Source organism: Amycolatopsis sp. AA4, from assembly GCF_002796545.1.
Lineage (GTDB): Bacteria > Actinomycetota > Actinomycetes > Mycobacteriales > Pseudonocardiaceae > Amycolatopsis.
Map to the genome: position 1 here is coordinate 1220037 of NZ_CP024894.1, position 15120 is coordinate 1235156.

The 15120-nt window shown below is 67.3% G+C and carries 10 protein-coding genes and 1 tRNA gene; 7 read left to right on the plus strand and 4 right to left on the minus strand.

All coding sequences use genetic code 11. The features are described from left to right. Nucleotides 1–39 precede the first annotated feature (39 nt). Nucleotides 40–465, plus strand: coding sequence for an enediyne antibiotic chromoprotein (locus CU254_RS05910; RefSeq protein ID WP_037712681.1), 426 nt, complete (start codon nt 40–42; stop codon nt 463–465). A 659-nt stretch (nt 466–1124) separates the two neighbouring features. Here the strand turns inward: CU254_RS05910 and CU254_RS05915 are convergent. Next, the gene (locus tag CU254_RS05915; RefSeq protein WP_199841115.1) at nt 1125–2789 is read right to left on the minus strand and encodes a GH25 family lysozyme; all 1665 of its coding nucleotides are present in this window, start codon (nt 2787–2789) and stop codon (nt 1125–1127) included. Between the two features lie 1200 nt (nt 2790–3989). Beyond that, nucleotides 3990–4062, minus strand: a tRNA-Ala gene (locus CU254_RS05920). A gap of 917 nt (nt 4063–4979) precedes the next feature. Between CU254_RS05920 and CU254_RS05925 the strand changes: the two genes are divergently transcribed. The 3 genes from CU254_RS05925 to CU254_RS05935 all read left to right on the plus strand — a co-directional run bounded on the left by CU254_RS05925 (nt 4980) and on the right by CU254_RS05935 (nt 9772). Continuing rightward, nucleotides 4980–6587: a coagulation factor 5/8 type domain-containing protein gene (locus CU254_RS05925; RefSeq protein WP_100267026.1), complete on the plus strand. Its 1608-nt coding sequence runs from the start codon at nt 4980–4982 to the stop codon at nt 6585–6587. 108 nt (nt 6588–6695) lie between these two features. Then, entirely contained in the window at nt 6696–8348 is a 1653-nt protein-coding gene (locus CU254_RS05930; RefSeq protein ID WP_037712684.1) for an FAD-dependent oxidoreductase, read from the plus strand. Beyond that, entirely contained in the window at nt 8345–9772 is a 1428-nt protein-coding gene (locus CU254_RS05935) for an ATP-binding protein (RefSeq protein ID WP_009073709.1), read from the plus strand. The genes CU254_RS05930 and CU254_RS05935 overlap by 4 nt, the downstream gene beginning before the upstream one ends. A 292-nt stretch (nt 9773–10064) precedes the next feature. Here CU254_RS05935 and CU254_RS43945 read toward each other — a convergent pair whose 3' ends face one another. After that, nucleotides 10065–11384 (minus strand): hypothetical protein, encoded by a 1320-nt coding sequence (locus CU254_RS43945; RefSeq protein WP_199785813.1) that lies wholly within the window; start codon nt 11382–11384, stop codon nt 10065–10067. A gap of 61 nt (nt 11385–11445) precedes the next feature. Continuing rightward, a complete protein-coding gene (locus tag CU254_RS05950; protein WP_234392802.1) occupies nt 11446–12651 on the minus strand; it encodes an IS110 family transposase in 1206 nt (401 codons plus the stop codon). Nucleotides 12652–13123: 472 nt separating this feature from the next. Between CU254_RS05950 and CU254_RS05955 the strand changes: the two genes are divergently transcribed. Genes CU254_RS05955 through CU254_RS05965 form a run of 3 tightly spaced genes read left to right on the plus strand, consistent with a single transcriptional unit; the run spans nt 13124 to nt 15108 of the window. Beyond that, on the plus strand, nt 13124–13747 hold the full coding sequence (locus tag CU254_RS05955) for a pentapeptide repeat-containing protein (protein WP_009073717.1): 624 nt from the start codon (nt 13124–13126) through the stop codon (nt 13745–13747). A gap of 48 nt (nt 13748–13795) precedes the next feature. Beyond that, entirely contained in the window at nt 13796–14395 is a 600-nt protein-coding gene (locus CU254_RS05960) for a sulfite oxidase-like oxidoreductase (RefSeq protein WP_009073719.1), read from the plus strand. Further along, nucleotides 14365–15108, plus strand: a complete 744-nt coding sequence (locus CU254_RS05965) for a ferredoxin reductase (protein WP_037712688.1) — start codon at nt 14365–14367, stop codon at nt 15106–15108. Before CU254_RS05960 ends, CU254_RS05965 begins: the two co-directional genes overlap by 31 nt. The last annotated feature ends 12 nt before the right edge of the window (nt 15109–15120 follow it).

Here is a 15120-nt window from a genome sequence, read left to right on the forward strand (position 1 = left end):
TCAAGTCCGCAATGGGAGTGAACCTTGCAGAGGAATTCCGTGCGTGCACTGTGCGTACTAGGCGGCGCCACCGCCGTCGCGACGGCACTGGCCTTCCCCCAAATCGCCGCCGCTTCGCCATCCCCCAGCATCTCCGCAACCCCCTCGACCGGCCTGACTGACGGCACCGTAGTCACCGCCACGGTCAACGGCTTCACCGCAGGGGGAACCGTCCAGGTGTCCGAATGCGCGATCCCCTCGGCCGGTTTGATCGTCTGCGACAAGTCCCAAGTCGCCAGGATCACGACAGACGCGACCGGCAGCGCCTCAACCACGGTCACCGCCCGAAAGTCCTTCACGGGCTACACCCTCGACGGCACGCAATGGGGCCCAGTCGACTGCCCAACGGTCCCCGGAGGTTGCCTGATCGGCGCGGTGGACCAGCCGGTCACCGTGCACGTAGGGGTGCCGATCTCGTTCCAGTGAGCCGACTTTCGCGCTGAGATTCCCGTGCTTGGCCGTAGCAAGTCCTGCGGCCAAGCACGGTTTTTCGCGCGAGCTAAGGGAAATCCCCGGTGACAAGTCTGGTCCCGCTCGACGTTGGACCCCCCGCGGCGCGGATTATGCCCGGAGGCGCGCTCGGATCGCGCTGCCGGAGGCCAAACTCAGCGTCGCGCCTCGGTCCACGGAGAAAGGCTGTCATCCGAAACGCGCCCTCGTCCCGGCGACGGCGCGGATCTCCGCCTCGGAACCAGCGCTGCCTTTCGGAACGGTCGCTCGCCTTGGCCGCGCCCTCACGTCCGCGCCGGATTCATGCGCCACCCGTCCGGCAACTGGTGGACCCCCGACGCCTGTGTCATCCGGCGAGGGTGTGAGTCTTGGCCTCAGAACGAGCGCCACGCTGCCCTTCGATACGGGCCGCTCGCGCTGGCCTCGCCCTCACGTCCGCGCCGGGTTCGCGCGCCGCCTGTCCGGCAGCTGCACCCCGACGTCCACGTCGAGTAACTTCCGACCACAGCCCGGATTCCCTTCGGGCAGACCCATCCTGGGCTGAGAAGTCAGTTGAACGAGATCGTCGTGCTCGAAAGCACTTCTGCGCCCGGCGGCCGCCCTGTTCCGCGGCCGCCGGACGTGCCGGTTCAGGATCAGCTGTAGGCGACCTGAGTGGTCCCGTCGCCGCTGTACCAGGTGATGGTCCCGTACTGGAAGTTGTTGCGGCGGCCGCCGGTGATGCCGTATTCGTCGCTGGTCGGGTAGCCGAGGCGACCCTTTTCCCAGCCAAGGTCGGCCCACTTCTGCCGGATGGCCCCGTGGATCGATTGCGCGCCAGTGGCGGGGGTCCAGTAGATAGAAGAGCCTTGGGCGCCGTTGAAGTGGTTGTAGCGGCCGGTCCCGTCGGGCGTGCTGGTTTCGTCGGTCGTGGGGTAGCCGAGCCCGCGCTCCCATCCGAGGTCGGCCCACTTCTGCCGGATGGCCCCGTGGATCGACTGTGCGCCAGTGGCGGGGGTCCAGTAAATAGAAGAGCCTTGGGCCCCGTTGAAGTGGTTGTACCGACCGGTCCCGTCCGGCGTGCCGGCCTCGTCGGTGGTGGGGTAGCCCAGTCCCTTCTCCCAGCCGAGCGCGGCCCACTTGTCGCGGATCGCGCCGTGGATCGAGCGTGCCCCGGTCGTCGAGGTCCAGTAGATCGAGCCCGAGTTGGTGAAGTGGTTGTAGCTGCCGCTGGCGTCGGGGGTCGGGGTTTCGTCGGTGATGGGCAGGCCGAGGAAGCCGTTGGGTCCGCCGAGTTCCAGGTAATGCTGGCTGATCGCGCCGTGGACCGCGTAAGCGCCGGTCGGCGGGTTGTAGCCGATGACGCCGTACTGGTAGTTCTGCGCCCACCCGCCTGCGGCCGGGTAGCGGTCGCCGGTCGGCGCACCGAGGTAAGACGCCGCGCCGCCGAGTGCGTTGTAGTGCTCAGCGATCTTGTCCGGCTCGCTGCCGACGGCGAGAGTCTGCAGGTCGGCGACACTGCCGTTGAAGACGTCCTGGTCGCCCGGGAACGTGCCGGAGGTCGCGGTCTGGTTGAACGTGTAGTCGGTCCAGCTGGCCGGAATCGTCAGGTTGGCGGCGATCCACAGTGGATCGTTGCCGAAGCTGGGATTGTTGCCAGTGCAGTGGTTCCACCAGCCGTTGGTGGTGTAAATGACCGGCCAGCGATTGGTGCGGTCGTGGATCGTGGTGGTGAAGTCGGTGATCCAGGCCGAGATCTGGGCCGGGCTCATGTTGTAGCACCAGCCCGTCCAGTCAGCGGTGCTGTAGGGGTTGTACTCGATGTCCAGCACAGGCGGCAGGGTCTTGCCGTCGGAGACCCATCCGCCGCCGTGGCTGAGGAAGAACTGCGCCTGCGCCGCGCCGGAGGAGGTGTCAGGCAGTCCGAAGTGGTAAGCGCCGCGCAGGATCCCGGCGTTCGCGGAACCGGCGTAGTTGGCCGCGAACTGCGGGTCCACATAGGTCGTGCTCTCGGTGGCCTTCATGTACGCGAACTTCGCGCCGTTGCCCGCCGCCGCGCCCCAGTCCACCGTGCCCTGGTAGTGAGAGACGTCCATGCCCGGCGTCGTCACCCCCGCCGCCATGGCCGCCCGCGGCGCGACTTTCGACGTCGCGACAGGCTCCTTGCCGATCGTGGAGCCCAGGTAGTCCGACCCCGGATGCGCCGGTTTGCCCGCGGCGCTCACCTTAGGCGTGCTCGAGACCGCCGAACTCCCTGACGCGGCGGCCGCCGTCCCGGCCAACCCGCACGCGAGCAAGACGGAGACCGCACCCGCGCTCACCGCACTACGAAACCATCCCACCGCAAACCTCCACCCGGTATCTGTCCACACCGCTATCGCCGGGGTCCCGGAAGCGTTACCGGGATGGGTGCGAAAGTCACCCGTGCCGCAAGGAAATCCGACAAGCCGCCACCTTTCGGCACGGTCTGCGGCGGTCCGAGGCGGATTCGCGCAGCCGCTAGAAGCTTTAGCCGCGTACCGCACAGCCAGCGCCCGGCCCGGTGCCAGGGTGTGCGGTGGCTTGCCAGACGTTGCCGTCGAGGATTCCGGCCTGCCGACCACGGGTGCGAGGTCAGCGACTCGGTCGGGTGGCTGCGCCCGATCAAATGGCGGGCGTATTGCTCTGCGCACCCGTCTGCCTCCCCGCTGTCAACACGAGCAGGCCGGACAAGAGCGATCACAGTTCAACCCTGGCGTCCCGGCAAGACGGAGCGCGGCAGCCCGCCCGGCCCCGCCTCCTCCTCGGCCGCAGGGCGTTCAGGCACGGATCGACCAGAACGAGAGGGCGCGCAACGTCGCCGATCCTGGAACACGGCCTTCGCCGCCGCCCCATCCGTTCGAGTTCGTGTTCACCACCTCGCGCGGGACCTGGCTGTGGCGGTCCACGTTCGACCGTCGTGTCCTGCGGCCCGCGATCGACGGCTGCCGCAAACCCAGGATCCGGGCCTACTCGGTGTGCCCCGGGCTGACGTTCTGCGGGTTGTGGCACAGCCGCAAGACCCGGCTGATCGCGGGCGGGGCTCCGGAGATCGCGCAGGCACGGCGGCTGGGTCACCATCTGCCGGACGGGGTCGTGGAGACGTATTCGCATGTGGCGCGCGAAGTGGAGACCCGGTTGCTGGCCGACCTGCAGCGCCGCTGGCACAAAAGCCGTCCGCAGCCCGCGTCCGCCCGGCCCGCACAACAGAAAAGGCGGCGGCCAAATCTCGGCCTCCCATTCCGCCGTCCCGGACCCCCGGCAGCGGCCGAATTCGCGTGCCCTTATTGCCGATGGAAAGAGGGACAACTCCCGCCTTGCCCAGCGGGGAAGAGGAAAGGGCGCTGCCCGCAAGCGCGTGCTCTGGAGCAGCGCGCCCCAGAGACTTCCCACTTGGGACACCCCGCAGCAGCTCGACCCGATCACGCGAGATCACCCCGCGAACATGAGAAAACCCCTCCGACCAGCGCCAACCGCGTGATCAAAGGGGTTCATCGAACCTGTGGAGCTAAGGGGACTCGAACCCCTGACCCCCTCACTGCCAGTGAGGTGCGCTACCAGCTGCGCCATAGCCCCGAAGCAGAGGTGAACTCCGCATCTCGTATGGACATACAGTACACCCCGCCTTCAGGGCCTTCGTCAGGGGGTCGGTTAGCCGTCGCGCGCCCGGGGAGACGGCCGGTCAAGCAGGTCGAACTTGCCTCTCCGTCGACCGCTCCTGGCGTCTTAGTGCAGGTCGACTGCCCTTCCTGACTTTTCTTCAGGTTTGCGTTGAGTGTCGGTGTGCTCGCGGTTACATTCCTCCGCAGTCGCGACGTCGAGCCGACCCCGCCACGCGGTGACCGCATCTCCGGCCGGGGGTCGTCCGCTAGTCCCGTCTCAGCAAGGAGGTGGCGATGAAGCCCGCATCACGTAGCGTGGCCGCTCTGGCGCTGCCTTCTCCGAGTTCGGTCGGCAGTCTCCCTGGCCGGGCCAGCGAACCGCGAGCCTGCCAGCCCTTTGATGCGAACGTTGAAGCGTGGCCCGGCCGAACCGGGGCGGCGAACTCTCGGCGAGCCGCCAGTCGTCCGCCTTCTGTGCCCGTTTCGCTGGCCCGCCCGTACACCAGCACCGGAACAAACGCGCACGATTGGCACTTCCGCCTCACTCAGGAGAGCGATACGGAGACGACCACCTGCCCCTCCCGCTTTGCCTCGTCGGAGGACAAGAGCGCCGCTGGACCCCTCTGCGTCACAGCCCCGCCGCGGTTGCCGTCGACCGTTCCTGACCCGGGATGGCCAGCGTATCCGGCTGCGGCGGTAGTCGATCTTGCATCGGGCCGTGACCTCGAACCGCGCCCAGCCGTGCTGGCTGCCGGTCGAGAGAAGCCAACGCAACACGGCCGTCCGGACACCGTCGGCCAGTCGTTCACACTGAGTTCTGTGGGTGGCACTACTTCTCCGCCGCCGGGACAAGTGGACCTGGGGCCGAACGTCGTCGTTTTCGATCCGTCGATGCCGAGTGCGAGCATCCAGCGCAAGCTGGACGCCATCTTCGCGGAGCAAGAAAAGAACCAGTTCGGCAGTCAGCGCTACGCGGTGCTGTTCAAACCAGGCACGTACTTCAACGACGTGAACGTCGGCTTCTACACCCAAATCCTCGGACTGGGCAGCACGCCCGACGCCGTGACGATCAACGGTGCGGTGCACGTAGAAGCAGACTGGTTCCCCCCGAACAACGCGACGCAGAACTTCTGGCGCGGTGCGGAAAACCTGTCTGTGAACCCCGTCGGGGGCACGGATCAATGGGCCGTTTCGCAGGCGAGCCCCTACCGGCGCATGCACGTCCGCGGCGACCTCCGTCTCGACCACGGCGGCGGCTGGTCTAGCGGGGGCTGGATCTCGGACACGAAGATCGACGGACAGGTCCGTTCCGGGTCGCAACAGCAATGGATCTCGCGCGATTCGCAATTCGGCAACTGGACCGGGTCCACCTGGAACATGGTGTTCGTCGGAGTGGACGGCGCTCCCGCCAGCACCTTCCCGGAGCCGCCGTACACGACGATCGGCCAGACCCCGGTCGTCCGCGAGAAGCCGTGCCTCCAGGTTGACGAGTCCGGGCACTACCGGGTTTTCGTGCCCGCACTGCGAAGCAACACTTCCGGAGTCACCTGGCAACACGACCCCGCGCCAGGCGATTCGCTGCCGATCGACCAGTTCTTCATCGCGAAGCCCGGCGCGACCGCGGCCCAGATGAACGCGGCACTGGCTGCGGGCGAGAACCTCCTGATCACCCCAGGCGTCTACCACCTCGATCAGCCGCTTCACGTGACTCGCCCGGACACTGTCGTCCTCGGCCTCGGCATCGCGACCTTGGTGCCGGACGGTGGGATCACCGCGATAGCTGTCGACGACGTGGACGGCGTGAAGATCGCGGGCCTACTGATTGACGCCGGGACGACCTCGTCGGACATGCTCATGCAGGTCGGCGGGCACGGATCGGCCGCAGACCATTCGGCGAACCCGACCTCGCTGCACGACGTGTTCTTCCGCGTCGGCGGTGCCGTCGCGGGCAAAGCACGCACCAGCCTCGTCGTCAACAGCAATGACGTGATCGGCGACCACCTGTGGCTCTGGCGAGCCGACCACGGCGCCGACGACAGCGAAGTCGGCTGGAACTCCAACACGGCCGACACCGGACTGGTGGTGAACGGCGACGACGTGACCGTCTACGGGTTGTTCGTCGAGCACTTCCAGAAGACGCAAGTCGTCTGGAACGGAAACGGCGGGCGCACCTACTTCTTCCAGAACGAGATGCCCTACGACGTCCCCGCTGAGGCAGCCTGGACGGACGGCGGGAGCGCGGGCTACGCCGCGTACCAAGTCGCCCCGGACGTGACCAGTCACGAAGCGTGGGGCTTGGGCAGCTACTGCTTCTTCAATACGAACCCGTCAGTGTCTTGCTCGCGCGCCTTCGCCGCGCCGACCGCGCCCGACGTGCGGTTCCACGGCATGGTGACGGTTTCGCTCAACCACCAGGGAACGATCACCCACGTGATCAACGACGTCGGCGCGACCACTCCGGCGGGGACGAAACCGGTGAACTTGGCGCGCTATCCGTAGCCGCCACCTGGACAACCGGTGCCCGCCGCGGTGGCGGCCGCGACGGGCACCGGTCCCTGGTTCTGTTGGTTGCCACGACAGCCGGCAGGACACCGTAGGCTGTGCCGTGTGAGCCAGCCGATCCTGATGACCGTCGACGACGACCCCGCCGTTTCGCGGTCGGTGGCGCGCGACCTGCGTCGCCGCTACGGCAAGGACTACCGCGTCATCCGTGCCGACTCGGGTGCCGACGCCCTCGACGCGCTTCGCGAGATCAAGCTGCGCGGCGACGCCGTCGCGGCGATCCTCGCCGACTACCGCATGCCGCACATGGACGGCATCGTCTTCCTCGAGAAGGCGATGGATCTCTTCCCCAACGCCAGGCGCGCGCTTCTGACGGCCTACGCCGACACCGACGCCGCGATCCAGGCGATCAACGTGGTCGACGTCGACCACTACCTGCTCAAACCCTGGGACCCGCCCGAGGAGAAGCTGTACCCGGTCATCGACTCGCTCGTCGAGACCTGGCTCGCGGTCGGCGATCGTCCGGTGGAAGAGACGAAGCTGATCGGGCACCGGTACTCGGCACCGTCGTTCCGGATGCGCGACTTCCTCGCTCGCAACGCCGTCCCGTACCGCTGGTACTCGGTCGACGACGAAGAAGCCGGCCGCATCCTCCAAGCCGCTGGTGCCTGCGAGACCGACATTCCGGTCGTCGTGACGCCGGACGGCACGGTGCTGAAACAGCCATCGGGAAGCGAGATCGCCAATGCGGTGGGCCTTTCCACGCAGCCCGCGCAGGACTTTTACGACCTCGTGGTGATCGGCGGGGGCCCGGCCGGACTCGGTGCCGCGGTGTACGGCGCTTCCGAGGGACTGCGGACAGTGCTTGTCGAGCGCAAGGCCACTGGCGGCCAGGCCGGAACCAGCTCCCGGATCGAGAACTACTTGGGCTTCCCCGACGGAGTGTCCGGCGCGCAGCTTACGGACCGAGCCCGCCGCCAGGCGCAGAAGTTTGGTGCCGAAGTGCTCACGGCGCGCGACGTTGTGGGCCTGGAAGCGCGCGGGTCGAGCCGCGTCGTGACCTTCGGCGACGGGTCCGAGATCGCAGCGCACTCCGTGATCCTTTCCAGCGGCGTCAATTACCGAGCGCTGGAAGCCGAGGGAATCGAGGAGCTGACCGGCCGGGGTGTCTACTACGGCTCCGCGGCGACGGAAGCACCTGAGTGCTCGAACGACCACGTGTACATCGTCGGCGGCGCGAATTCGGCGGGTCAGGCAGCGGTGTTCTTCGCCCAGCACGCCACCGATGTGACGCTGCTGGTTCGCGGCGCGTCGCTGGAGTCTTCGATGTCGCACTACCTCATCGAACAGATCGCGGCCATCGAGAACGTCCACGTCCGCACGCACACCACGGTGGTGAAAGCTCATGGGGACGATCACCTCGAGGCCATCACGGTCTGCAAAGACGGCGTGACCGAGAAACTGGACACGGAACACCTCTTCATCTTCATCGGGGCCGCTCCGCGCACGGAGTGGCTGGGGAAGAGCGTCCTCCGGGACGCCCACGGATTCGTCCGGACCGGCCCAGACCTCGTGGAGGACGGGCGCAGGCCGCCGGGATGGACCCTGGACCGCGATCCGCATTACCTCGAGTCGTCAGTACCCGGCGTGTTCGTGGCCGGAGACGTGCGCTCGCAGTCGGTGAAACGCGTGGCCTCCGCCGTCGGCGAGGGTGCCATGGCCGTGACCCTGGTCCACCGTTACTTGGAGGAACAGTGACTCAGCCCGCCTTGCCGCGCGAAGAACTCCGCGGCCTGTTCTTGTTCGAACATCTCTCCGACGCGCAGCTCGACTGGATCGAGCAGAACGCGGTGCGAGAGGAGTTCAAAGCGGACTCCGTGGTGATCCGCGAGGGCGACCCGGCCACGTGCTTCTACGTCCTGCTCAACGGCGCGCTGCGGATGACCCGCGTGGTGGCCGGTGCCGAGGTCGAAATGAAGCGGTCCGATCAGCGCGGTTCCTATTGCGGCGCAACGCAATTCCTGGCCTTCCAGGACAGTGAAGCCACCTACGGCGCGACGATCTACGCCGTCAGCGACCTGACTTTCCTCACGCTTCCCGCCGCGGAGTTCGCTGTCGAGTTCCGGCAGTGGTTCCCGATGGCAGCGCACCTGCTGGAGGGGATGTACCTCGGCTGGCGCAACACCGACGCGCTGGTGTCGTCGCGCCGCAGGCTTGTCGCGCTCGGCGAGCTGTCCGCCGGGCTCATGCACGAACTCAACAACCCGGCCGCGGCCGCGGTACGAGCGACTGCCGCGCTGCGGGAGCGAGTCGCCGGCATGCGGCACAAGCTGGCGATCCTGGCGAAGAAAGACATCGACCCGGACCTGCTCGAGTTGCTCCTCGACGTGCAGGAACGCCTGGTGAAGCAGGTCGGCGACGCGCCCAAGCTCTCCGCGATGCAGCAGGCCGACCGCGAGGACGAGATCGGCGACTGGTTCGACGACCACGGCATCGACCAGGGTTGGGACCTCGCCAGCATCTTCGTCGCCGCCGGACTCACGCCGACGAACCTCGATCATGTGCTGGAGTCGGTGGGCGAAGGACTGCTCGACGGCGCGATCCGCTGGCTCGCCTACGCCCTCGAAACCGAGATGCTGATGGGCGAGATCGAAGACTCGACCAGCCGGGTCTCCACGCTCGTGGGCGCGGCGAAGCAGTACTCGCAAATGGACCGCGCGCCGCACCAGTTCATCGACGTCCACGAAGGACTCAACTCCACGCTCGTGATGATGTCGGGCAAGCTCGGCGAGGGAATCCGCGTGGTCAAGGACTACGACTGTTCGATCGACCGGGTTCCTGCGTACGCCGCCGAACTGAACCAGGTCTGGACGAACATCATCGACAACGCCGTCGGAGCCATGGGCGGCGAGGGAACGCTGACCCTGCGCACGTGGCAGGTCGGAAAGCAGGTGCGCGTCGAGATCGGCGACACCGGGCCGGGGATTCCGGAAGAGGTGCGGCAGCGCATCTTCGAGCCGTTCTTCACCACGAAGGGCGTGGGCGAAGGAACCGGTCTCGGCCTGGACATCTCGTGGCGGATCGTCGTGGAACGGCACTCCGGCGACATCAAGGTGACGTCGGAACCGGGCGACACGCGGTTCGAGGTCTGCCTTCCGGTGGAGGAACAAGCGTCGCTCTGAACGCGCGTTTGGCCGCGGAGCCCCGGCATGGGCCCGGGTTCTTCGGAGCAGTGCTGCAGCGGTTGTCATCGGTGATCTCCCCTCGGAGCGAACTGACGGCTCGATTCCGAGGCTAGCCGACCGCACCGACAGGATTTCGGCCTGTTTTCGCGTTTCCCTTGTGCGCCAACGCTTTCCGATCTTTCCCCGATCGAGTGATGATTTGGGAACGGATGTTCGAGCACTCTGGAACACGGCGGCATCGCGTCCATTGCTCGGGCCCAGAGGGGGCTCGGTGGGCGCCGCCGCCGGTTCAGGGGAGGGACCGTGATCCGAATCCGGGAAGTGTCAGTGTCATTGCCGCTGTTGTCAGCCAGGTCAGCAAGTCCGGCAATGGAATCCGGGCGAGCCGCCCAGGCCATTCGTCGGCTGCGATCGTCAGTGCGAGCTCGTCTTCGCGCGGCCGAATTCCGGTCAGGCGCAAGCCTTTCGGCAGATCCGGGAGGGGAAGCACGATCGGCTGGATCCGTTTCGGCGGACGCCGTGTCCACCGGCCGAGGCAGAGCGCGGTCGGGGTCAGCACTACTGCGTCGTCTTCGATGTCCGCGACGAGGGTCAGATATCCCCAGCGCGGGTGTTTACGCCAGCGCACCTGGAATCCTTCCGGATGCGGCGTCGCGATCAGATCCGGACGCGCCGCGGCGACCCGATCCCGCACCACGGTCCCGCTCACTTCTATCTCGAGTTCGACAGATCCGGGAATCGCCGCTGGCGAAGGCAATCCTCGAAGCCGTACGTCTTTGGCGAGCACGGTTACGCGCCGCAGCGGAATGCGGTCGACGTCTGACCGGGCAGACGTCTCGGGAACTGGCCGAGTTGCCGGGCCGGTTTCGCGGCTGGTGGACGCCCGCCCGGAGTCTCGTCGAGAAGTCGGTCGTTCGGATTCGGACTGCCTCGCGTTTGGTGCGTCAGGTCCCGAGATGCGGCTCCCTGCTGCAGCGCCTGGCGTGGCTTCCGCGTTTCGGCGATCACGTTGCGTTCGAACCGAATCCGACGATGCCGTGTTCTCTCGTGGACCGGACGGGCGTGGGCCAGTTCGGTCGACGGAAGACGGAGCGATGCCGCCAGGCGCAGGATCAGCCGCATCCGGCGGGCCGTCCGTCTCGCTCGTCGCGTCGGCGGGAGACGAAGTGCCCGTCGCAGCAGCTTTGTCAAATGCGTCCGCGGTGGTCGGGTCCTTCGTTTCGCCACGCACGTTCGACGCTGCTGCGGCCGCTCCAGTTCGCGACGACCGGGCAGTGCCGGCAAGGTTGCCGGCGCCGTGCTCAACGGGGGCCGCCGAACTGTTCGGAACGGGCCAGTCGACATCTTCCGCGACGATGCGGACGTCTCCGACCCGACCGGTGGCCAGACGAAGCGAGTCCGCCGGGTAATCGAGTTCGGTGAGGGTCAGGCCAACTTCATGACCTTGCACCGTGGTCGTAAGCCGACGGCCCACCAGTTGCTCGGTGACAGTTCGGGCGAGCGCGGCCGGGGTCGCGGGCACTGCGGGCAGCAGTGCCCGGCCCGCGGCGGCCAGGCCCGACAGTTCGGGCCAGGGCACCCAGGCATCGAACCATCGGCCTTCGCTCATTCGGCCATCGTATGGCTGTCCTGGGCAGACCGCTTCTCGCTGTGGCATGAGTAGCCCTGTGTCAAGGCGCCTGTTGTTGATCTTTGATCAGGCGTTGGAGTGCTCTGTGGTTGGCGGGGTTGTAGGTGGTGTTGTTCTGCCAGCAGTGCCAGATGATGTAGAGCCAGGCGCGGGCGAGGATGCGGACGGCGTGGGGGTGGTCGTGGCCGCGGGCTCGGGCTCGGTTGTAGAGGTCGGCGGCCCAGGGGTTGGCGCGGCGGGAGTCGCCGGCGAAATCGGTGACGGCGTCGCGGAGTTGTTTGTCGCAGGCCCAGCGGAAACCGACGGCGCGGATCTTGCCGGATTGTCGGGTCGAGGGTGCGACGCCGGCCAGGCAGGCAAGCGATTCGGGGGTGGGGAAGCGGGCGCGGCAGTCGCCGATCTCGGCGAGCAGGCGGGCTGCGCGGACCTGGCCGGCGCGGGGCAGGCTGGTGAAGATGTGCGCGTCGGCGTGCAGCGCGAGCTGCTCGGCGATTTGTGCGGAGATGGTTTTGATTTGCTGGACCAGGCTGGTCAGCACGGCGAGCAGGGCGCGGGTGATGCGGGCTTCGGCGGTGCCGTGGTCACCGGCCGCGCCGCGGGGTGCGGCGGTCAGGCGCTGGTGCAGCACGGCGGGGTCGACGCGGCCGCAGTAGCCGGCGCTGGCCAGCCAGGCGGCCAGGCGGCGGGGACTGAGCCAGTCGGCGCGGTCTTGGCAGTCGAAGCGGGTCAGGAACGCCAGGCTGATCGGGCTGTCGATGTCGGCGAACAGCCCGACGGCGCCGGGGAATACGCGTTTGAGATGTTCACGCAGCTGGTTGGCCAGGCCCACGCGGTGGGCGACGAGGTCCTTGCGGGCGCGGCAGGCGCGTCGCAGGGCGAGGGTGGTCTCGTCGTCGGGGGTCAGCGGCCGCAGCCGGACGCGGTCGGTGCGCAGGGTGTCGGCCAGGACGAACGCGTCGAACCGGTCGTCCTTGTTGCCGGCCGAGCCGTATCGGCCGCGCAGGTTCTTGACCTGGTTCGGGCTGATCACCACGACGGTCAGGCCGGCCTCGAGCAGCGCGTCGATGGCTGGTCCGTCGGGACGTTCGATCGCGACCTCGGCGGCGCCGTGCTCGGCGAGCAGGCCGAGCAGAGTGCGCAGACCGGTGTTGCTGTGCTCGACCGTCTCACGGGCCACCAGGCGGCCACGGCCATCGACAACCGCGACGGCGTGATCGTCGCGAGCCCAGTCGATGCCGCTGGTCACGCTGTTGGGTGGTTCCTCGGGCAGAGTGGACGGGGCAGACTTCATGACAGCCTCCTCGCTGCTGATCCCAGTGGGGAGGCACCCTTGTTCTGGTGCCAGGGCGTGTCTGCCGCTTCGCTCACTGATCGGCGCTCGGTGGCGCACAGCCCTGTCGACGGTCGGCACGCCCCGGGAACTGCCGGGTCCCGCGGAACTCATGCTGGACGTCGAACGCGTCAAGCGAGCGGGGCGATAACCCGGCAGCACCTCGGGTGCATCGGCAACCTCACGGCTACCGACACAAGGATGGTGCACCAGTGAGCCGCGTAACGGAGCGGAACAGGTCGACCACGCACGCCGGCTGAGCAACAGGCGACACCGGTCGGCGCTGCGATCCCGGTGTTTCTGGTCACCACCCAGCATCTGGTGGCGACGAAACGCGTGACGTCGCGTTCGCAACCCGATCGGCACGGCGGCCAACTAGGCTTGGCGAATGTCTGAACACGACCAGGAGCCGTCTGACCTCGAGACGGTCGAAGACCGCGTCTACCGGCGCGAAGACTGGTACGCGGAGGAGTTCACGGCGCGTCGGTTCGTGCGTTGTGAGTTCCACCAGGTCGACCTCACCGAGGCGATCACGCGCGGTGTCTCCTTCCTGGACTGTGTGTTCGGAAACGTCCAGTTCAACGCCTCCCGGCACACCGACTCGGCGTTCACCGGATGCGCGTTCAAAGGGTGCAACCTGTTCGATGCCGAGTTCACCGGATGCAAGCTGGTCGGTAGCCGATTCCAGGATTGCGGCCTGCGGCCGTTGCGCGTGACCGGCGGAGACTGGTCTTTCGCCGGTTTGAACGGTGCCGACCTGCGTGGAGTCACGTTCCAAGGGGTCCGGATGCGGGAAGCGGACCTCACCAAGGCTAAGTGTGCGGGCGCTGTGTTCACCGACGTGGATCTCTCCGGCGCGGAGCTGCAGGACATCGACCTCACGCGTGCTGAGCTTCGGGGAAGCGATCTGTCGTCCCTCGACCTGACCCGGGCGTCGCTGACCGGCGCGATCGTGTCACCGGAACAGGCGGCGGTGCTCGTCACGTCGCTCGGGCTGCAGGTACGCGGGTAGTCTCGCGTCCGAAGGACTGAGCTGTCGGGTATGTCTGGAGGGAGCGCGATGGGAGTCGTCACACCAGGCTTCACCGGACGCGCCCGCGGTGCCAACCCGCGGCTGCCGCCAGGGCAGTACCTCGCCGAAGACTTCCCGGTTCTCTCCGCCGGACCCACCCCTCGGGTGAGCGCAGAACGGTGGGAATTCGCGGTCGTGACCGAGCGCGGCGAACGTCGCTCATGGTCGTGGCCGGAACTGATGGCGCTGCCGAGCGAGAAGATCACGGTCGACATCCATTGCGTCACCCAATGGTCCAAATTGGACACCCATTGGCGCGGCGTCCCGGTGGATGCGCTCGTCGGCGACCTCGAGACGGCTGCTGACTACGTGATGGCGCATTCCTACGGCGGTTACACCACCAACCTTCCGCTCGCGGACCTGCTCAACGGGAAGGCCTGGATCGCCTACGAGTACGGCGGCAAGCCGCTCACCCCGGAACACGGCGGACCGGCCCGGCTGCTGGTGCCGCACCTCTACCTCTGGAAGTCCGCGAAGTGGGTGCGCGAGCTGCGACTCGCGACGAAGGACGATCCGGGCTTCTGGGAAGCGGCCGGCTACCACGACTACGGAGATCCATGGCGGGAACAGCGGTATCAGGGCGACTAGCGTGGCGTGTCGCCCGGCTCGCCGAGATCAGGCAGGAGACGCCGACCGCGCGCACCCTGGTCTTCGACATTCCAGGGTGGCCGGGCCATCTCGCGGGACAGCACGTCGACGTTCGTCTCACCGCAGCTGACGGCTACACGGCACAACGCAGCTACTCGCTCGCTGCGCCGGCGAACGGAGACCGAATCGAGCTGACCGTGCAACGGGTAGCCGACGGCGAAGTGTCCGAACACCTCACCGGTCCGTACGCGATCGGCGATCCGGTCGAAATCCGCGGCCCGATTGGGGGCTGGTTCGTGTGGCGGCCCGCCGATACGGCACCCGTGCTGCTTGTCGCCGGTGGCGCGGGCATCGTCCCGTTGATGGCGATGATCCGGGCTCGTCGCGAAGCTGGCAGCAAAGCGCTGTTCCGGCTGGTCTATTCGCTGCGCACCCCGGAGGAGCTGTACTACGCCGCAGAACTTCGCCGACCTTACGCCGGCTTGGACATCACTTACGTCTACACGCGGGAACTTCCGGAAGGGCAGTCCGGTATTCCGCGGCGCATCGACGTTCCCACGTTGAACACCGCCGCGTGGCCAGCAGACTTCGGTGCCACCACGTACATTTGCGGGCCGACCGGGTTCGTCGAGACCGCCGCGGACATCATGCTCGCGCTGGGACATTCGCCGCAGTCGATCCGGACTGAACGTTTCGGCCCCAGCCGGGACTGAGGCCGTTCACGA